Source organism: Hymenobacter jeollabukensis (assembly GCF_005771675.1).
GTDB lineage: Bacteria > Bacteroidota > Bacteroidia > Cytophagales > Hymenobacteraceae > Solirubrum > Solirubrum jeollabukense.
This window is the reverse complement of the sequence record NZ_VAJM01000015.1, coordinates 42,814-63,369: the sequence shown is the minus strand read 5'-3', so window position 1 is coordinate 63,369 and position 20,556 is coordinate 42,814. Positions and strand designations below refer to the sequence as shown.

9 protein-coding genes are annotated in these 20,556 nt (G+C 59.4%); 3 read left to right on the top strand and 6 right to left on the bottom strand.

Annotated features, from left to right (window positions below; genetic code table 11):
* Positions 1-14 precede the first annotated feature (14 nt).
* The 3 genes from FDY95_RS22275 to FDY95_RS22265 all read left to right on the top strand — a co-directional run bounded on the left by FDY95_RS22275 (position 15) and on the right by FDY95_RS22265 (position 2,910).
* The gene (locus FDY95_RS22275) at positions 15-1,544 is read left to right on the top strand and encodes a SusD/RagB family nutrient-binding outer membrane lipoprotein (protein ID WP_138081178.1); all 1,530 of its coding nucleotides are present in this window, start codon (positions 15-17) and stop codon (positions 1,542-1,544) included.
* Positions 1,545-1,576: 32 nt separating this feature from the next.
* Positions 1,577-2,260 (top strand): hypothetical protein, encoded by a 684-nt coding sequence (locus FDY95_RS22270; protein WP_138081176.1) that lies wholly within the window; start codon positions 1,577-1,579, stop codon positions 2,258-2,260.
* A gap of 113 nt (positions 2,261-2,373) precedes the next feature.
* Positions 2,374-2,910, top strand: a complete 537-nt coding sequence (locus FDY95_RS22265; protein WP_138081174.1) for a GNAT family N-acetyltransferase — start codon at positions 2,374-2,376, stop codon at positions 2,908-2,910.
* Positions 2,911-3,037: 127 nt separating this feature from the next.
* Here the strand turns inward: FDY95_RS22265 and FDY95_RS22260 are convergent, their stop codons facing one another.
* From FDY95_RS22260 to FDY95_RS22235, 6 genes are all read right to left on the bottom strand, one after another.
* Positions 3,038-4,129 carry a serine hydrolase domain-containing protein gene (locus tag FDY95_RS22260; protein ID WP_138081172.1) on the bottom strand — a complete coding sequence of 364 codons (1,092 nt, stop codon included), beginning with the start codon at positions 4,127-4,129 and terminating at the stop codon, positions 3,038-3,040.
* 45 nt (positions 4,130-4,174) lie between these two features.
* Positions 4,175-5,146 (bottom strand): c-type cytochrome, encoded by a 972-nt coding sequence (locus FDY95_RS22255; RefSeq protein ID WP_138081170.1) that lies wholly within the window; start codon positions 5,144-5,146, stop codon positions 4,175-4,177.
* Between the two features lie 533 nt (positions 5,147-5,679).
* A complete protein-coding gene (locus tag FDY95_RS22250; protein ID WP_138081168.1) occupies positions 5,680-5,988 on the bottom strand; it encodes a hypothetical protein in 309 nt (102 codons plus the stop codon).
* A gap of 320 nt (positions 5,989-6,308) precedes the next feature.
* Positions 6,309-6,680: an integrase core domain-containing protein gene (locus FDY95_RS22245; protein ID WP_138081166.1), complete on the bottom strand. Its 372-nt coding sequence runs from the start codon at positions 6,678-6,680 to the stop codon at positions 6,309-6,311.
* A 111-nt stretch (positions 6,681-6,791) separates the two neighbouring features.
* Complete coding sequence (locus FDY95_RS22240) at positions 6,792-7,070, bottom strand: hypothetical protein (RefSeq protein ID WP_138081164.1); 279 nt, start codon at positions 7,068-7,070, stop codon at positions 6,792-6,794.
* Between the two features lie 169 nt (positions 7,071-7,239).
* Positions 7,240-19,257 (bottom strand): Ig-like domain-containing protein, encoded by a 12,018-nt coding sequence (locus FDY95_RS22235; RefSeq protein ID WP_246074112.1) that lies wholly within the window; start codon positions 19,255-19,257, stop codon positions 7,240-7,242.
* Positions 19,258-20,556 lie beyond the last annotated feature (1,299 nt).

Here is a 20,556-nt window from a genome sequence, read left to right as displayed (position 1 = left end):
CTCCGCCCGATTCCATGAACGCAACGAAATCCTTCGGTGCCGCCGCGCTGGCCCTGCTGCTGGCCGGCACCACCGCCTGCGACGACTTTCTGAACGTCAACACAGATCCCAACAACCCGCTGGTGGCCTCGCCATCCAACCTGCTGCCGAGCACGGTCATCAGCACCGGCTTCGCTAATGGCAACGAAATCAGCCGCATCACCTCCCTGCTGGTGCAGCACGTGGCGGGCACCGGCTCGCAGAGCACCGGGCAGGACGTGTACAACATCCGCGGCGGGCTCGACAACCAGTGGCAGCTGGAGCTGTACGCCGGGGTGCTGCAGAACGCGCAGAGCATGATCGAGGCCGCCGACCGCGTGAACAGCCCGGCCTACGCGGGCATCGGCAAGCTGCTGAAAGCCTACAACTTTGCCCTGGTCACCGACCTGTGGGGTGATGTACCGTACTCCGAGGCCCTGCGGCGCTTCGACAACCTGCAGCCGCGCTTCGACCGGCAGGAAGACATTTACAAGGGCAACGCGGGCCAGGGCGTGCAGAGCCTGTTCGACCTGGTGAAGGAGGGCCTGGCCGACCTGGACAAGCCCAGCACCTTCAAGCCCGGCGCCACCGACGACCCGGTGTATGCCGGCGACCTGGCCAAGTGGAAAAAGATGGGCAACACCCTGCTGCTGAAGCTGGCCAATACCGTCAGCGTCCGGGAGCCGGCCCTGGCCAAGGCCATCATCGAGGAAGTGCTGGCCAAGGGACCCGGCGCCTACATTGCTACCAACGACGAAGACTTCGAGGTGCCCTACGGCTCCTCCGTCGGCAGCCAGAACCCGATCTACAGCTTCAACTACGTCAACCGCACCACCGACCTGCTATTGAGCCAGCGCCTGCTCGACAGCATGGCCCTGCGCAACGACCCGCGCCTGCCGAAGTTCTTCACCACGACCCCGACGCCCACGGCCACCACCAACCTCACCGGCACGGTAACCTCGGTGGGCGTGTTTACGGGCTTTCAGAACGGGACGCCCGGCGCCGGCCCCGCCCTGGCCAACCGCTCGCGCTATGGCGCCTACCCGGCCGGCACCAGCGGCGCGGCCCCCATTCGCCTGCTCACGAACTTCCAGGTGCTGTTCATCCGGGCCGAGTCGGCGGTAATGCTGGGCGTCGTCGGCGACGCCCAGGCCCTGCTGCGCGAGGCCGTGCGCGCCTCCATGCGCAAAGCCGGCCTCACCGACGCCGACGTGGACGCCTACTTCGCGGCCAACCCGCGCTGGGTGACGCTGACGCCGGCCGCGGACGCGGTCAGCCGGCAGAAAAACCTGAACAAGATTATCACCCAGAAGTGGATTGCCTGGGTGGGCAACGGCTACGAAGCCTACAACGACTACCGCCGCACGGGCTTTCCGCGCCTCTCCCTGGCCCTGAACCCCCAGGGCGACGACGGCACCCTGCCCAAGCGCTTCGTGTACCCGGCCTCCGAGCTGTCGGGCAACACCAAAAACGCGCCCAGCCCGGTGCCCGGCACTTCCGTCCCGGTGTGGTGGGACGTCGACTAACCGGCCCTTGCACCCTTATTCCCTGCTTTCTGATGACGACGACGATTCTGCGCCTTGGCGCCCTGCTGCTGCTGGCCGGCAGTACGCTCTCCTGCGAAAAAGACTACGGCGACACCCGCCTGGGGCCACTGGAAGACAGCCTGGCCGCCATCCCGGTGACGGTGAGCAACGCCCAGTATTTCGAGCGGTTTCCCATCGTGACGGCGCCGGGCGCCTTCACCAGCGCCACGCCCCCGGTGGCCACGGCCCCCACGGCGGCCCAGCCGGGCCAGTTTTCCATCACGTTTTCCATTCCGGTCGATAAGGGCCGCATCAAGGAAATTACGCGGGTGGTAACCGGCGCGGCCGGGCTGCGCTACCTGCAAAACACGGTGGCCAGCGTGGCCACGGCTACCATCGCCTCGCGCCCGGTAACGCCGGCCGAGCTGGCGCTGAACTTCAACGGCAACGCGGCCAGCCCCGGCGCCACGCCCATTGCCGGCAACGGCACGAACAGCATCACTTTCACTTCCAGCCTGCTCGACTACGCCACCTACCGCAGCCGCGTAGGTGCCCTGCTCGATGTGGGCGCCACCGGCCTGAACCTGCTCGGCCCCGCCCCGCTGGTGGCCGCCGACGCCACCAAGCCCACCCAGATCAGTTACTTCTTCCTGCTCACCCTCGAAGACGGCACCCAGATCATCCCGATGGAAGTGCGCGTGCGGGTAGTACGCTAACGACGGTACTGCGTCCCCATAGCCCTGGCCGTATCCGGCTGGGGCTTTTTGTGCCTTTGCCAGCCTGACCGTCGGTTTTGCCATTGTCTTTTCCCTTATCTAATCCTTCCCCGATGACCATTCCCCAACTCGAAACCGAGCGGCTGCGGCTGCGCGGCCACCGCCCCGACGACTTTGCGGCCCTGCTGGCCATGTGGCAGCAGCCGGCCTTTTACCAGTACCTGAACGGGGCCGCCCTGCCCGCCGAAGACGTCTGGAAACGCCTGTTGCAGAACACGGGGCTCTGGCACCTGCTGGGCTTCGGCTACTGGGCCGTGGAGGAAAAAGCCACCGGCCAGTGCATCGGCGCGGCGGGTTTCGCCGAGTGGCAGCGCGCCATCAGACCCACGCTCCAGGGCTACCCCGAGGCCGGCTGGGTGCTGGCCCCCAGCCACCACGGCCGCGGCTACGCCACCGAGGCGGTGCGGGCCATCCTGGCCTGGGCCGATACCTACCTGCCGCCGCGCTCCGTGTGCCTGGTGCACGCGGCGCACGCGGCCTCCCTGCGCGTGGCCGCCAAGTGCGGGTACGCCGAGTTTGCCCGCACCGACTACCACCAGCAGCCCGTGGTGCTGCTGGAGCGCCCGGCCTCCACGCTGCCCCGGCCCTAAAACGCCGCAACGCCTTGCCAGGCTGTCCTGGCAAGGCGTTGCGGCGTTTGGCGGTAAGCGCAACCGATCAAGCAGTACGCAAGATGATGCGTCTCTGCCTGACCGTTTAATGGTGCGGCGCCACTGCTCAGAAGGTCTTGGGCACTTCCGGCATCTGCAGGCCGGGCACGTAGAAGGTGGCCATACCCTTAGCCAGGTAGGGGTAGAAGCCGCGCTGATTGGTCAGCACCAACAGCGTGAGCTTCTGGTCGGTGAAGCGGAGGAAATCGGCCAGGGCGGGGCCGCCGCTGTGCCCGGCTACGGGGTGGCCCTGGTACTGCTCCACCATAAAGCCCAGGCCGGCAAAGCCGGTGCCGCCGGTTTTCATCGGGCTGCCGGTGAGCAGCATAGCCTGGGTAGCCGGCTTTAAAAACGTGCCCTCGTCGAGGACCTGGGCAATGCGGGTAAAATCGGTCAGCGAGGTGTACAACCCACCGGCGGTGTAGCCCGTGCGGCCAAACTGCATGTCGCTGACGTGGTAGCGGTTGTCGAAGTAGCTGTACACGGCGGCCTCCCGGGGCAGCACCTCGTGCGTGCGGATGCCGTTGTCGTCGTTCTGGTTGACGAAGGTGTGGCGCATGCCCAGCGGGTCGAGTACGTGCTGCTTAAGCAGGGTGTAATAAGGCTGATGCAGCTTCTGCTCCAGCAAATACTGCAGGATCCAATAGTCGGAGCTAACGTAGCCGGCCCGCGTGCCGGGCTCGTACTCCATGCGCTGCTCCTTAGCCGCGTTGAAGGCCTCCCGCGATGTTTTCGTCGGACCAAATTTGGCTATCCAGATGCCCGACTGGTGCGAGGCCAGCTGCCGGATGGTGATATCGCGCCAGTAATACGGAATGGAGTCCTGCAGCTGGCCGATGGTTTCGTCGGGGGAGAGCAGGCCTTTATCGATCAGCCGGCCCAGCAGCAGCGAGCAGAACAGCTTGGAGCAGGAGGCCGTCTGAAATACGGTTTCGGCGTCCACCGGCGCGTTCCAGGCCAGGTTGGCTACGCCCTCGTAGCCCTGCTGAATTACCTTGCCATCCTTTACCACGGCGTAGGCCAGGCCCGGAATGTGGTTTTCCCGCATGGCTTGGCGCAGAAACGCAGTTACGGCGGGGGCGGCCCGCTTCTGGGCCGTGGTCGGCGTGGCGGCCAGCGCGAGGCCGGCCAGCAGGAGTAGCGTGATTATGCGGGGCATGGGTCGGCAGAGTAGGAGGGAGAGGGGCGTTGGCGCGGCCGGGGCCTAGCGGGCGGCCGTAGCCGCGCCGTCTTCGTGCGTGGCATTGCGCAGCGCGGGCACCGAGTTCAGGTAAGCGTACAGCGCGTGTACTTCCTCGTCGGTCAGGCGCGAGTATTTGGGCATGGGGTAGTGCAGCGGGCCGTTGGGCGACTGGCCGAACCGCAGCGCCTGCGCAAACTGCGGCTCCGTCCAGTCGCCCAGGCCGGTTTCGGCATCGGCGGTGATGTTGCGCGCCACCACGGGCTGGCCCTGCTGGTTCATCAGTCGGTTGCCACCGCCCAGGTAGCCCGCCGATTTCTCCGGCTCCAGGTGGTTGTTGGTCTTGAAGTCCTTGCTGTGGCAGTCGTAGCACTTGTAGCGGCCCACTACTAGGTAGCGGCCGTAGGCCACGGCATCGGTGGGGGGGGGCGCCACCACCGGCTCCGCGGGCAGGGGCGTGGGTTTCATCACCGTATTGACGAGCACCTTCGCCAGCAACGAGGGTTCCTGCGGGTGCGAGGGCGTAGCCTGGGGCCGTACCAGCGGGTGGTTGGAGCGCAAAAATGCCACGATGCTGCGCACGTCGTCGTCGGACATGTGCACGAAGCTGGGCATGATGATGCGGTAGCGCCCATCGCGCCCGATGCCGGTGCGCAGCAGTCCCACCAGCTCCTGGTAGGTCCACCGGCCGATGCCGTGTTGCTCGTCCCGGGTGATGTTGGCGGAGTAGAGCTGGCCGAATTCGGGCGGTACGTCGCGCAGGCGCTGGCCCGCGAGGGTATTGGTACTGCGGTCGAGGTGGCAATCGGCGCAGGCGGCCAGCACCAGTTTTTCGCCCTGGGCCAGTTGCTCGGGCGTGGCGGCAACGGGCGCCACGCTCGGCTTGGGAGCCGCGTAGCTCGGAATGCCACGCAGGTTCACGTACAAAACAAAACCCAGCCCGGTCAGCAGTAGCAAGCCTACCGCTAGGCCCAGCAGTTTAAGCGCTTTTTTCACCTCAAGAAAAGAGTTTGATTTTTTGCTTGTCGATTAATTGCCTTGGCAAAAACGGCCGAATTCCCCGTTTTTTGCGGCTCTGCCGGGCGTGGTTTCGTGCTTGGGCAGTATGGGTTCGGGCCTCGCTGAAGAACCTATTTCTAATGCCTGTAGCACATCCCAATGGTGCCGGTGCCAGTTCTCCTGAGCAACGACTTCGCTAACTTCTGCCAGGATCTGTGGACAGTGGACAATACCGAGGTAGGTATCATAAGAAGCTTTAGACCGTCCACCTGGCAACTCATCGAAGTGTTGCTACCGGATGATTTCGGGCGCACGAAGCGGACGAGATGCTTCGGCGGGGCTCAGCACGACGTGTTTTTTGCTTACTCTCCACACGGCTTGGATATGGCCGGGGCAGGAGCCAGCCGGCAACCGCCCCTATTGATCGGAACAACTGCCAGCTGAGAGGTTTTCCAGCGTGTAACACCGCTGCACGATAAGACTTTGGGTCGGTTCAGGGCATTTGACCAAGCGGGGAGTCCCATCACCGTCTAACCGATAAGAAAACGACAGGACAGTACCGGTGGCGCCAAGTTGACCCAGGTCATCGAAGGTCGAGATGACATGGGAATAGGTGCGCTGGTTCGCTCCCCGAAACCGTATGTGATGGTTTCTCCGCCGACACTGTGGTGCAGCTGGATGATGGTCCCGGCTGGACAGGTTTCGCCCAGTACGGTTCCTGTAACGCAAGCAATTTGTGGGGGCTTTCCGCAAATAATTGAGTCTACACCGAGCAGGTTGCAGCTGGCGGCCAGCAAGGCCAGAACTACCAGGGTACCAAGGGAAGAAAAAACATTCATAACAGGGAGAAGAATGGTGGCGCTAAGACTTGCGCTGTATTGGGGGTGAAAAGCAGAGATGGAATGCCGGCAGCAACTATATAGACATGGCCGTCTAATTCACCTTTGGCTTCTTTGCCAAGGGCGAAGGTCATTTGGTTTCATTCAGCAGGCAATGTCTTATTGCCTGAAGCAGTAAAAGGAGGGTCTGAACAATGCAACCTCTTGCCTGGACTGCCACACAACCACTAGCCCACACCGGACTTCGGAAGCGCCGGCGGCCGCTGTCTGGCCCCGGGCAACTTGGTTGCTGGCTGTACTACTCCCAAAAACTGGACAGCTTATGCGAGTTTTATTGAGCAAATGTGCTCGGGGATGAATGCAGGGGTTTGGGCGAAGAATTGGGCCGGGGTTCGGCCGTTCAGGGCTTGGTGGGGGCACTGGTGGTTGTAGTATGTGAAGTAAGCGTGCAATTGCGGGTATAGGTGGTGGCCGTCAGTGGCCGGGTTCAGGTACACGCACTCCCATTTGGCCGAGCACCAGAGGCGTTCAATGAGGCGTTCGATAAAGTCATTATCCGTGGCGTGGCCCCAGCCTTCGCGGCTGATGCGGCAGCCGGCGGCCAGCAGGGCCTGCTTGAAGGGTCGACTGGTAAACTGGCTGCCTTGGTTGGAGTTGAAAATAAAGGGGGGATTGGCTGGCCAGCGCTGCATGCAGGGTCTTCAGGCAGAAGCCTGTGTACAGCGTGTTGCTCAACTCCTAACTCAGCACGAAGCGGGAGTACCAGTCCAACACGGCCACCAGGTACAGGAAGCCTTCGGTTATCAGAATACAGGTGATGTCGGTGCTTCAGACCTCATTGGGGCCGTCAGCACCCGCGCCTGGAGCAGGTAGGGGCAGCGCGTGACGCCTTCGCCGGGCGCAGACAGGCGGGATTTGAAGTAGATCGGCTCCTGGGCCATCAGTCGCATGAGGCGGCGCACGCGCTTTTCGTTAACCCGATAGTCCAACTGGCACAGGTAGTCACGCAGGGCTTCGGCCTTGAACGCGTCGTCGTATTTGCGCCGTTTGTCCGGCTTGGGTTCGTGGGAAGTCGGGGTCATGACAGTCGGGAAATACGTCCCAATTCTGTCCGGCTCAACTCCACCACCTCAGATTGCCTTTCTCGTGCTCTTGCTGAAACGAAGCACACGACGTATTTCTATACATGCGTATATAAAAAGTCCCAGCATAAGCCGGGACTTTTCGGATACATGATACCCTTTACTAGTGTCATTCCACCACCACGCGGTGGATAAGGGTTGCGCTGGCTGCCTGCAGGCGCAGCATGTACACCCCAGATGCCAGGCCCGAGACGTCGAGCGTGAGGCGGGTGCCCGTGGCAGGCAGTTCCGCTTTCTGCTGGTGTACTGTCTGGCCAAGCACGCTCAGAAGGGTGGCCTCCACGGTGGCCGCGCCGCGTACGGCGGGCACTAATACCGTCACTGCTTGGTGCGTGGGGTTTGGAAACACGCTCACGTTAGAGGCGGTGAGACCAGTCGTAGTGGCCAGCGGGTTCGCCCCGGGCACTAGGTTGAGGAAGAAGCGGCCGGTAACCGGCGCAGTTGCCACGGCCGCGAACTGGTAGTCCGGCTGGTGGCGCAGGTCGATGCGCTGGCCGGTGAGCATGTCGGTGAGTACTATATCTAAGTTGTCCGGCAGGTTGAGCCGGCTGGCCGCGCGCAGCGTATAGGTGCCCGATGACGGCAGGGCCACGTGCAACGGAATCACAGTAGCTGAACTTAGGCTGGTCAGCGGCATGCCGTTGATGGCTAATGCCGTAGCAGCGCCTGGACCTTCCGATGATAGGTTGAGGCCGCTGGGGTTGCCCAACTTCACGGCGTCGTAGGCAGCATCTACCCCAGTAGTGGCGCCGGCTTCCAAGTAAAGGTAGCTGGCATCGGCTAGGCCTGTGGGGGCCGCGGGCGTGCCGGCCTGCAATTCCAGCTTCAGCTGGGGCCGCGGGTCGTTGCCGCGCTGGAACGTGGGGTCGGTGGTGCGGAACTCAATGACCCGGGCCGCATTGGTGACGGTGAGCGTGGCCGCAGCCGTGGTGCGCACGAAGAATCCCTGGCTGCTGGGCACTATGGGACTGCCGCTGCCGATGCCGTTGAGATAGGCGCGGTAGTTGCCGGTATACTGTCCGGTCGAGCTGAATACGTACATGGCAGCGTCCATGCCGACCGGGCGGTTCACTAGGCTCCAGTCGAGGGGCGCGGCATAGGGATTGCCCAGCAACTGCCAGCCAGGCACGGCGCTGGGCACAAAGCTCAACGGCAGATTCAGGGTGCCGTTGTAGAGCAGGCCCACAAAGTCCACCTTCTCCGTGGCCGGGATGTTCACCGTGTAGCCGCGGCCTGTTACCAAGTTGCCGCCGGGCGAGAACCAGCCCTTGTCGAAGGCCCCGTAGTTGCTCACGGTGGTTGGAATCCGGCTTTCGTCGTAGCCAAACACGGTGGGGAAGGGCGTTACAGTATTGGGCTGGGCGGCCGTATTATATGCCGGATTCAGCGTGGGCGTGAAACCCGACGTGGTCAGGTCGGCAAACGGCGCGTTGATGACCGGCGAGGCGTAGTGGCGGTAGCCGGGGCCGGGGTTCTGGGCCGGGTCTATATAGCGCTGCACGGTCACGTTACCAGTCATGGTTGGGTTCGTGGTGTCGTTGTAGCGCACTAGGGCCGTGCCCTGGGCAGAAGATAGCAGCGTGCAGCTCATGCCGGCCGTGTTGAAGGCGGCGTTGGCTTCCAGCACCTGCGCGATGCTCACGGCCTGACTTAGCGCGAGTGGCTCACCCACGTTGCCGAGGTAGCGTACCTGAGCTGGCAGGCCCGCGCCAGTTACCTGGGGCGCAAGGCCGTCATACACGTAGCTGGCATCGCTGCTGAAGCGGCGGGTTCCCTCCACCTGGACGCTGCCCGTACTGCCGCTGAGCGTAATCCCGGCTGGGTCGCAGATGCGTAAGGTGGCCCCAGCCATTAGCTCGAAGCTACCCGTACCGCTCACCAGCGCGCAAGAAGCAGTACCAGCCGGGTGCGTGTCGAGCATTCCACCGGTTTGTACGCTCATAGCCCCCGCCACCGTCAGCGATGAGGTGAGGTGCAGGATGCCGCCGGCCACGATGGTCACGTTGCGATAATTACCGCCGTGTAGGGTCTGGTTGGTGCTCACCACCAGGTCGGGTAATGGTGTTCCCGCAGTAGTGAAAAGGATTGGAGATGTGAAGCTATCCGCCCCGCCGCAGTCGCCACGTATAATGAGCGTGTAACTAGTGCCTGGACTGAGTCCGTTTAAGACTAATGGTGAACTTGTTCCCTGCACGCTAACGGGAGCTCCACCACCTACGGGTGTGGCAATTGCCTGATATCCCCCGGTGGCTAGAAGACTGCCCACAAAGGCTACGCCGGCTGTAGTGGTCGTAATATTCAGCACCTGTACTGCTGTTGGCAGCGGACAAGGTGCTATTGAGGCTTCAAATGCGGTTTTCGCACTTTCCGCATTGCCGACATTGTCGGTCACTAGCGCGTAGAAATAGTAGTTCTGGCCTGCGCGCGCCGTAAACGATACTGGAGAAGCGGTAAGTCCGGCTAGGTAGGGCTGATAGTTTTGTGCGTCCGTTGAAACATAGAGGTCAAAGCTGCGCACCCCGCTACCACCGGTATCATCCTGGGCCAGAACACGAATCTGGTATACGGAGTCGGCCGCTGCCGCTATGGGGCTAACCAAGGAATGCGGAGCCACGGCATCAACGGTGTTTAGCGTTTCATTCGTGTCAATCACGTCATTGTTGTCAAAGACGATAGCGGCTTTTACCTTGATGGAATCACCCGTGACCGCCCCTCGGCGTGGACGCATGGAGAACAAGACGAACCCTTCACCATCGTGGGTTGAGGAATTAGCTGGCAGGAATCCAGCCAGTGGGTTAGCCGGCGGTAGGCCGGTTGCCCGGTCAATAGCTTGGAACTCCCAAAACAATTCCCGACGCACCACATCTACCCCAGCTGTTAATTCTACATCCACTCCAATGGAGTCTGCCAGTGGGAATACTGTGTGGTAACTAGCCAGCCCAGAGGGAATATGCATGGTGCGGTTATGGAAATTCACATCCCCCAATTGTACGCTCAGCGGGTTGAGATTTCGATCAATAGGCACCCGGATGTTAATGCGTTGAGCAGAGGCAGATGCCTGTGCTGAGTCATTCTCAAACAGCACTTTATAAGGCAACGTAGCCGAGGCCGCTACGATCTTAGCAGGACCGTATCCCTCTGGTCCTTGGATTTCGTTCGGGTCACAAGGGTTCACTATTGGGACACACAGCTTTTTCAAGGCATAAATGCTGCCATTAACAAGCCAATCCAGTTTAAAACCCTTTCCAATATCCAGTAGATTTATCCACTCTCCTACCTGGTCAATATGGCCTGGTTCAACCTGCCCTTTACCCCTACCAAACTGGTTTTGGCAGTTGTAAAGCCGAAGGCCCAACTGTAACCCTGCGATAGTAAAATCCTTAAAAAATACCGCTACACCTACAGGATTTAGGTCTTCTGGCCCAATCAACTCAACTCTATCGCCTACAAAGTTTACCATTGCATCCAGGGTACAAGCAGTCATTGGGTCACCTGGCGCAACAGCCTTTGATAAGTACTTTGTAACGTAAGCAACCCCCTTTCTTTTGAACTTGGCTTTTTCATTGAAAAATGTTTCCATAGTGCCAAGCGCATCAACTGTCGCGTCGCATAAGTCGTCCGAAACCGGTAAGGGATTACATGATTTCCCTGCAGGATTATTGATATCACCCAACCCCCTACTCAATACCACAGTACCAGCGTCTGGTGAAGTTGAGACAGGCGCAGTTGTTCGACTGCTTACCTGTCCGGCGTTGCCAGGGTTCCCCGACGGGTAGCCAGCGCTGCTTTGCCCCGGGCTACCACCCAACCCTACAGTCCCTGCTCCAGTCAGAGTACCATTGGAGTTCAGGGCAAAATCACCTGCATCTCCGCCGTCACCGCCGTGCCCCCCCCGGTTTGAGGTATTCGGGAGCGGGTCGCCGCCTTCGCCACCCCGGCCGCCATTGCCCGCCGGCACAGCAATGCCGTTAGGAGCAGCCCAGTCTGGAATGCCCGGGCCGCCTTGTCCACCCTTCCCTCCGACTCCGGGAGCTATCGTATTGTTGCCAGATCCTCCCTTCCCACCTGGGCTACCAGGCTCGCCCGGGGCCCCGGGGGCCCCGGGTATACCGGCCATGCCAAGACCAGGACGCGCGGCCGTGAAAACAAGTTTTAGCGTATCGCCGGCTTGGTGCACGCTAAAACTCCCGCCGTACAGGTTGTTATGTGCGCTAAATCGGCTGGCGTCAACGCTAAACTTTGTTGCGGCGAAGCCGGTAATGCCGCCACTGGCAATGGCAATGGGCCAACTAGCATCGACCGCAGGATACCAACCCGCCAGCAGGCCCGGTTGATTTAGGTATGAAAAAGAGGTGACTTGAATTACAAAAGGTTGGGACGGGCTGGCTTGTACCGCCAAGGTACCGTTTACGCGTAGCAGGTCCCATCCCAGGGCTTGCCCCGCCTGGCCACCATACTTGTTTATTTTCCACCGATAGGCCCCATTGGCAGACAATGCGACGCCAGTGGTGTCCTGTGTCGCTATAGCATAGCCAGAGTTGAACAATTGGCCAGTGCTTGTTACAGGAGCACTGTCCAAATGCAGGCAGCTATCACAGGTAAAATCAAACCCTACCGTATCAGCGGGCTCAAGTAGCCCGACTCTGAACAAGCGGGTAAGCAAGGTATCAGCGTAAGCCTTTCGGTTCGCGACCAGTGCCATCATGGCCGGTGAGACGTTCACTTTTAGTTCTACAGGATTTGCCAGCAGAAAGCGACGCATTGTTTCAATTTGCGCACCTAACCGTGCAAGTAGGTCGGAGGTTTCGTAGGCGAATGCCTGCTGCCTCACGGTAAGTTCGTTACTGCGGTAGTGTTGTAAACCTGCCGTGAATTGTATGGTAACCTGGCCTCCAGGAGGCACATTGCGTGCGATGAAGGGCACGTAAACGAGGCCATCACCTGGAGCATACCAATCCTTCACGGCCGTGGCACCAGCTGTTGAAGTCAAATTCCAGCGAGAGCCTAGTAGAGGATTGCCAGCTGTGCCCCGCACATTGGTTATCTGGGCGCCACTAAGCATGCTAAACTGACCGTGCAATACGGGAATGTCGACGTTCGATGTGTTGCGAAAGCTGTAGACAAACTCTCCCGAACGTCCGGCTCGTAGCGTGCTCGGTGCCTGTTCTTGATAGTCAACCGAGAAAGTAGTCGCTGGCACTATATGCAAGCCGTCAGGCAGCTGTTGCATATCCCCGTTAGGGTTTTCGGTTTCTACGGTATAAGCTCCTGCCGGCACTGTGGTGAGGTCCCAGCGCAGCCGCAATTCCATGGTGCTGATGAAACGGGTTACCTGTGCCGTCGCTACTATCGAGGAACTGCTGTTGCGCAGGCGCACCCTGATGCCGCTGCGGAATCCGGCCCCATTAAGCGCCGTAGTAACCACGCCTTTACCCACTGTGGATGGGGTAATGCTCCGAATTGAATAAGGGAGGGGTTGCGCCAGCAGGCTCACTTGTTGTATTGGGCTCTGCGAAGCGTTTCGGACATAGATATAGTAGGTGCCCGCATGTGTAGCCGGCAGCACAATCTGCTGAATTGGCGATTCCGGCGTGGTAAACCGATAATCGTAATCGGAACTGGTCGGAATGCGGTCGTAGGCTACGTACAACTCGTTCGAGCCAGTTGTCAGATTGCTGGACAGGGTTAACAATACGTCTAGGTTAGCGGCTACGGTCAATTGGTAAAAGAGGTGGTCGGTAGCAGCCAACGGGATGTTACGCACCTGGACACCTAGTGGTAGCACTGACACGTCCCAGTGCGTGGAGTCGCTGCCAACCAGCCGGTTGTTGGTGTAGTTGGTTTCAGCTACTTGCTGAAGAGCATTAGCCTGGGCAACGCTGCGATAGTAGCCGGGTTTAAGGGCAAGGGGCGTGGCCGTGACGGTACGGGTTAGCTGGGCACCTGGTGCCAGTACCAGCCCCTGAAGGGTCTGTTGTCCAAAGAAACGATCACCCGCGCTGAGGTAGGGTCGGTTGTTAGATACGTATAGGTTGTTGGTGAGAGTGCCAACCGTAGCATACGCTCCCGTATTACGGACGGTATAGCTGAGCGTGGTTGGAACACCTAACAGGGCCGTGGCAGGACCGCTTACGTCCGTCACCACCAAGTCAGCTTGTGGGGCCGCTTGCACGTACACGGGCTGGTTCCGCGTATTGTTGCCTTCAGCATTGTACTCATAGATGTCGTCGCTATTGTCAGCTTTTACGATTAGGTAGTAATTGCCTAGATAAGTACTCGGAACCGTAAAGGTAACCGTATCGACCAGGGCAGCGCCGGCGGCCAGAGTCTGGGTGAGGGGACGGCTGCCTACTTGTCGCGCGGTCCCAGTCAACGTAGGCGTGGTGCTTAAGTAGGCACCCACGTACCAAGGGGAACGACTCAGCACGGTAGTACCCGCACCTTGGTTCGCCAGTCGGTAGGGCAGCCGGATTGTTTGGCCAGCATACAAGCTGTCAGGGCTGACCATTGATGTCACAACCAGGTCGGCAGGAGATGTAAGTTGCATAGCGATTGGTCGAAACCGCACGTTATTGGCCGGTACAGCGTCGTATACGCCGCTGGCTGATTCACCAGTAGAGTAAAGTAGGTAATACATGCCGCTGATGCCGTTGGGCAGCGTCACGGCCAGGCTCTGGCTATAACTATTGCCCGCTGCGCGGGTAGCTTGCCGACTTATATAGGTTAGGTTTTGGTCACCTGCGCTGAGTACTGTATCGGTAGAGAGGTACACCACGTCACGCCAAGTCCCACTGGCAATAGAATCGGGGCCAAAGTTGCGGACTCGTGCCGTCATATTTATGCGACTGCCGGAGCCAGCGCTGGCGGGCGCACTCAGCGCAAGTGGGCGTAAGTCGTGTACGGGCAAAGGCCCACTACTTGGCCCAGTCCCGCTGCTCACGACCACTTTCATGAACACTCCGCCCCTTCCCACGCGGTGCGTGCCCGACTGGTTGTTGTTCTCGTGGCCGTATTCGTACACGGCATCGGTGGCATCGGTGCGCACAAAATAGTACGCCCGGCGGTTAGCCAAAGCCGGCTGGTAAGAAAAGGTGTGAGTGAGCTGCCGGGTCACGGACTGGCCAGGTTGTATAATCCCGCTATAAGCCGCACTGCTCTGAACCGCGTAGCTGCTACTAAGCAACGTGTCCGCAGAAGCTACGATCTGGTCGACAAAGGCCCCCGCCGTAGCTGCGAGGCCTTGGTTCTTGATAGTCCAGCTCATCGTGTAGGGTTGGCCGAACACGACGGTATCGGGCAAGCTGATGCTGGTAACCACCAGGTCGGGATAGGTGGTGTAGGTCAGATTGACTCGATTGGGGCTGCGGCTGATATTATTGCCATCGGCATTGTATTCAAATACTTGGTTGTGCGCATCAGTCCAAACGTAGACGTAGAACTGTCCACTCAGCCCCCGGGGCAATGGTAGCGATTGGCTTTGGCTATAACGAGCACCCGGTCCGAAAGGCGCGGTGGCCACCGTATGCATAAGTTCACCCAATGCTATGGCTGAGTCGGGGTTAAAGGTGGGCAGCCGGGAAAGGAAAACCTTGTCGTACCATACCGTTTCACTCGCGTCAGGCGCCTTGGCGCCGTCATTTTGTACCTGCCAACTTACGGCCAGGGTATGGCCTACTCCGGCCGTCGCCGGAGCCGTCACCTGTGTCACCACCAAGTCGGGAGGAGGAGCCAAGGTGATGGCGATAGGGGAACTGGCCCGCACGTTGTTGTTTTCGCCGTAACCTTCCAGCACGTTATCGCCAGCGTCGGCCACCGCTAGCACGTAATAAGTGCCGCTGAGGGTATTGAAGGGAATTACAAGAGCCGCACGGGTGACTAGGGAGCTGTCTACCTCAATAACATCAGAGTGAGTTAATGCTCCTGGTGCGCATTGGTAGCTACCGCTGGAGCCTCCCCCACCAGATGTGACGGTCCCAGGCACGAATACGGTTGCACGCGCGCCAAACTTTACGTCTCGCGGGAAAAATCTCTCTGTGCTCAGCAATACATCGGTCGCGGTGCTCAGCATCGAGTCACGGGATAGATAAAAGCTATTCAACCAATAATTTCCGTCACAGAGGTAGGGACCACTAGGGAAGGAAAGATTACCGCGGGCCGACGCAGTACCTCGGTTTATCAGGCGGTAGGTCGCATTTAGTTGGCTGCTGGTGAAGGCGACCGACGGCACTCCTATTGGTCCTAACGCCAGGTCCGGCAGACTTGCGGGGTACTGAATCGTGAGTGGTTGATGGCGCCAGTTGTTTGCTATATTGGTTTCGGTCACGGTTGGGGGAGAGTGGATTCCCCTAACCGTGGAACACGAATCTGTCCCATTAATGAACACACTCTGGCAATAGGCATCGATTCGATTAGTAAGCACATACAGATGATAACTCCCAGCTCTAACAGTCGACGGAATTGCTAAATCTAACGTTTGCACATAGGATTGATTGGGCTGTAGGGCTTGCTGGTTTGGGAATTGTCCAAGCAATACATCTTCCGCAACCCTAATGTCGTGGTCGGGGGACAAGTACACATAATCGGTCCAGGTCGTGCTTCCTGTACCACCCGCGCCGCTATTAGTTACCCGCCAACTTACGGTGAGGGTCTGATTCACCGTAGCGGTAGCCGGGGCTGCCAAGTTGGTGACTCGTAAGTCAGGCAGGAACCTAGTGGAGAAAGTGCGCACCGCGCTGGCCCGACTAAAACATGGGTTACGGGCCACCACCTGCCAGTTGTAGGTTTGTCCAAAGGCTAACGACGCAGCTGGTAGCGCTAGGTTAATACTGGTCAGGTTGGAAATTAGTGGCGTCGCCGGCTGGCCTACTGGGCTCGATGACAGCCACAGATACACATCGTAGCTCACGGCTTGCGCGACGGGGGCCCACGATAGGGTAGTTCCTGCAGGCTCAAGGTTTTGCGCGTTGGCAAGCGGCAACGATAGGTTCACCGTCCCCAACGGAATGGTGTAGGGACTAATGGTAACAACTTGACTAAACGGATAGGTGCAGCCCGCTGCGTTAGTCACCGTCACTGAGTAGGTAGTGGCCGCCGTGGGCGAATTAGTAATGCTGGCCGTGGTCTGGCCGCCGGGGCTCCACAGGTAAGTGGCGCCGGGGCCGGCGTTGCTCACCGTCAGCGTCACGGGCTGACCGGTGCACACCTGTGTGGCCGAGCTGGCAAACGTGGGCGTCGGCAGCACAGTAATGGTCTGGATGGCCGACGCCGTACAGCCGTTGCCATCCGTATAGCTGTAAGTGATGGTGTGCGTGCCTACGCCCGCCATGGTCGGGTTAAAGAGCCCGCCGCTCACGCCCACCCCAGAGTACGTGCCGCCAGTTGGTAGCCCACCGGCCAGAATGAAAGCCGCGCTGCCTTGACAGCGCGGGACAAAGGCCGCCAACGTCACGCTGGGCAAGGCAGATACCGTCAGCGGCTGCGTGGCCGTGCTGGTCACACCATTCAGCGTGTACGAGTAGGTGATGGTGTGCCTGCCAGCACCAGCCGTAAGCGGGTTGAACTGTCCGCCACTCACGCCTGGGCCGGTGTACGTGCCGCCCGCGGGCGAACCGCCCGTCAAGGCAAACGTGCCCGCGTTGAGACACACCGCGGCTTGGACCGCCAGCGTCACGGGCACTACCGTGAAGTTACTGGTGCCGCTGGTCGTTCCGCCCGGGGTTGTCACTGAAACGGGGCCGGTCGTAGCGCCGGGTGGCACAATGGCCGTAATGGCGGTGTTCGTTACGCCGGAGAAGGTGGCCGCTACGCCATTGAAGCTTACAGCGGTGTTACCCAGGAGGCCCGAGCCCGTGATCACCACGCTGGTACCGGCTGGACCGGCGGAAGGCGTAAAGCCGGTAATAGTGGGTGGCGGAAGCGTAACAGCAACGGTCAACTGGCTATTGGCTGAGCAGTTCCCCACATTGGCCGTTATGGTATAGGTGTTGGGGCCGGTCGCTGGTGGCGCCACGGTCACGGTCGGACCCGTTGCGTTGGTCAAACCAGGGCCCGACCACGCATAGATGGTCCCGGCGACGGGGCTTGTGACGCTCAGAGTAGTTGCTTGCCCCAACGAGACCGTAGAGGGCAGAGCAGTAACGGTGGGAATGGGCACCGCTGGGTCAATCGTAGCGATGACCGGAGTTCGAGGCCCCTCGCAGCTTGATGCGCTCAGAGCGCTCACATAGTAAGTGGTGGAAAGCGCCAGCACCGGAGTCGTGTAGGAGCCTGAGGTAGCGCCGTTAATCGGAACTCCCCCCGTAGCCGTCGTGTACCAAGCGTACGATCCACCGGAAGGCGCACCGGTTGCTGTAAGCGTGACGACCCCGGTGCCACACCGGCGGTTGCCTGTTACACTGGGGGCCGGTGGGGCTGTTGTTGCGGTCACGGTGATCGGTGCAGAAGTAACCGAACAGCCTTGGGCGTTGCTCACCGTAACGGTATAAGTTCCCAATGTGCCCGCTACAATGGTGGGAGTGGTAGCACCGTTACTCCACAGATACGTTTCCAGGAATTGGGCAATGGGAGTGTAGCGGAAGGTGATTCCTGACGTATACAAGCCGCTCCAGCCAGACATGCCCGTGATGACCGCTCCGCTCGGCGCATACACCGTACCCAGTACATTCCCAAGGCTGGCAGCACTCATCAGGCCATTGGTAGTCGGCGTATTGTTGTTCGCCCCCACTCCCGCGATGTAGGCGACGGATTGGCCATATCCTTGCAGGCTGGCAATATAATTGCTATTGGTATAAGCCGTGGCACCTACCATGACGGTATTGTCGGGGAACAAATAAGGGCCGGTGGCTCCTCCTCCGGTACTCGTTCCATTGGAGCTGGTGTACACGACCGTGTTGCCCAGCGTGCCGTCAGCGCGTAACTGTTTACAAGCCAACTGCACTTGGTCCATCCAAGAACCTGTACGCCCCGTGTAGCCTACGGCCACATAACCAGGTGGACAATCGCAGATTATGGGCGTGCCGCTTCCTGCCAGCGCGTTGAGCGCGGTAGTACTCCCAGCCGACAGGGCAGCCCCGGCATTCGCGGCCAATGTCACGCTGCCGGAACAGAACGTTGTGCTGCTTGCAGGCACAATGGCGGCGGTGGGCTGAAGTTTGACGACCGCCGTGACCGCCGTTCTTGGGCTTTCGCAGCCACCATTAGCCGCGCTTGTGAAAGTGCTTACGTAGTAAGTGGTGGTCGCACTCAGCACCGGTGTGGTATAGGAGCCCGAGGTAATGCCTAGTATGGGGGTGCCGCCGGTTACAGTTGTGTACCACCCATAGGTTCCGCCCGCCGGAGCGCCAGTGGCAGTTAGTGTGACGGAGCCGGCGCCGCAACCGGTAGTAGTAGCGCCGGTTGCGGTTGGCGCGCTCAAGTTTGAGGTCAGGGTTGCGGTAACGGGAGTGCGGGTGCTTTCGCAGCCCCCGTTCGCCGTACTGGTCACAGCACTCACATAATACGTAGTGGTCGTGCTTAGCGCGGGCGTGGTATAGGTTGCCGAGGTGGCGCCGGCTATGGGCGTTCCCCCCGAGGATACCGTGTACCACCTGTATGAGCCGCCAACAGGACTACCGGAAGCAGTAAGGGTAACCGAACTGATGCCGCAGGCGCCTACGGTCACGGGTGCGCTGGGTGCGGTCGCAATTGTGGCTGTTACGGCCGTACGAGCAGTTTCGTAAGTTCCGCACGCGGTGGTTGCGCTCACATAGTATGTTGTCGTGTTGCTTAAGCTGGGGGTCGTGAATGAAGCCGTAATCGCGCCGGGTATTGACGTGCCCCCGGCAGGCGCGGTGTACCAGCGGTACTGCCCTCCTGTCGGGGCGCCACTAGCTGTTAGCGTAACGGGGCCGGCGCCACACCGAAGCCCCCCCAGAGCCGTTACAACGGGCGGTGAAAGCGCTGTTCCTGTATACTTGTATACGCCTCCCACACCACCGGCTTGGGAGTAGCCACCGGCCCAACCGTGCGTGGCATCAAAAAAATACACCGTTGAAAAGGAAGTGCCGGTGTTGATAGGAGTCCAGCTTTGACCGCCGTCATAGGTAACGGAAGAAGCTAAATTTGTTGCATCGTAGCTGATGCCAACCATAGTGGTTGGCAAACCTGGAACCGCAGAAATTCGCCTTCTTGCAAACGCCCCGCAAGGAGTGATGGTCGTCCATGTTGTTCCGCCGTCGGTGGTGCGTGCCACAGTACCATTGCTGCCTACTGCCAACCCATTGAGCGCATCCGTGAACGTCAAGTTATCCAACGCTACTCCATTCGGCGCAGGAATGCCGGTGTCGCTTTGTGTCCAGGTTACGCCTTGGTCTGGCGAGTGGTACACACGGCCTAAGGCCGTTCCGAACCAGATATGAGTGCCAAATGTGGAAAATTGATTAACGATGGCGGCATCACCCGCCTGTGGGTTTGGCAGGCTAGCACCAGGTACCCGCGTCCAGGTAGCTCCTGCGTTCGTTGTGCGAAACACTTCGTATTCCCCGGCGCTCGGGTCACTCACCAGAAGACCTGTAGTAGCGTTAAAGAAGTGTACAAAATCCAAAAAGGTAAAAGTGGGCGTGGCAACCTCAGTAAAGCTGGCGCCCCCATTGGTGGTTTTTACCAGAAGCCCTCCGCCACTGGTTGGGTTGTAGCATGAAAAGTAGGCAGTTGCCGCATCAATGGCCGAGACGTTGGCAATATTCTTGGTGCCGAAGTTTGGGGTCGCCACATTCGTGCTGAGCCAGCTCGTACCACCGTTCGTAGATAAGATTACCCCCGAACCAGGTGCTGAGGGAGTCGTTCCGCTGGCATCGTATTGGACACCCCAGATAACGTTAGCATTTGGCATATCGAAATCCTGGATTCCGCGATTAGTGGTCGTGGTGCCCAAGTTTTGCGAAGTCCATTGGGCACGTGCCGCCGTGTGCCACAATAGCAACGCCAATAGCAATAGCCATGTCGGTTTAACCATCCCCCTTGTTTTCCTCACATGCGGAGGTTTTGGATGGTGCTCTTTTGCGCTGAATAGTTCGGTTTTCCAGGCGCAGACGGGGAAAATCCCGAAGTTGGGGTAAAGATGCAATGCCATGCGCTTGTCTGTTAAGGCAGGTACAAAACGATAACTGGTGAAGGAGTTCTAGTACCGGATGTGGCTCTATCCATACCTGGTTTAAGTACTAGTGATAGGGCGCTAAATCTTTAACTTTTCTAATATACGGTTATCGGATTCGGCACTCCTTCCACTTTTTTCCTCATGCGCAATGGGTGGAGCTTAGCCTACTGCGCTTTGTAAAATGCCTGGAAGAAGCCACTACTTAGGAATAAGAAGCTGCATGTGCAACTTCGAAATTTATTTCATAAATACAAATATTAATTATAATATTTATATAAAATCAATTATCTGATA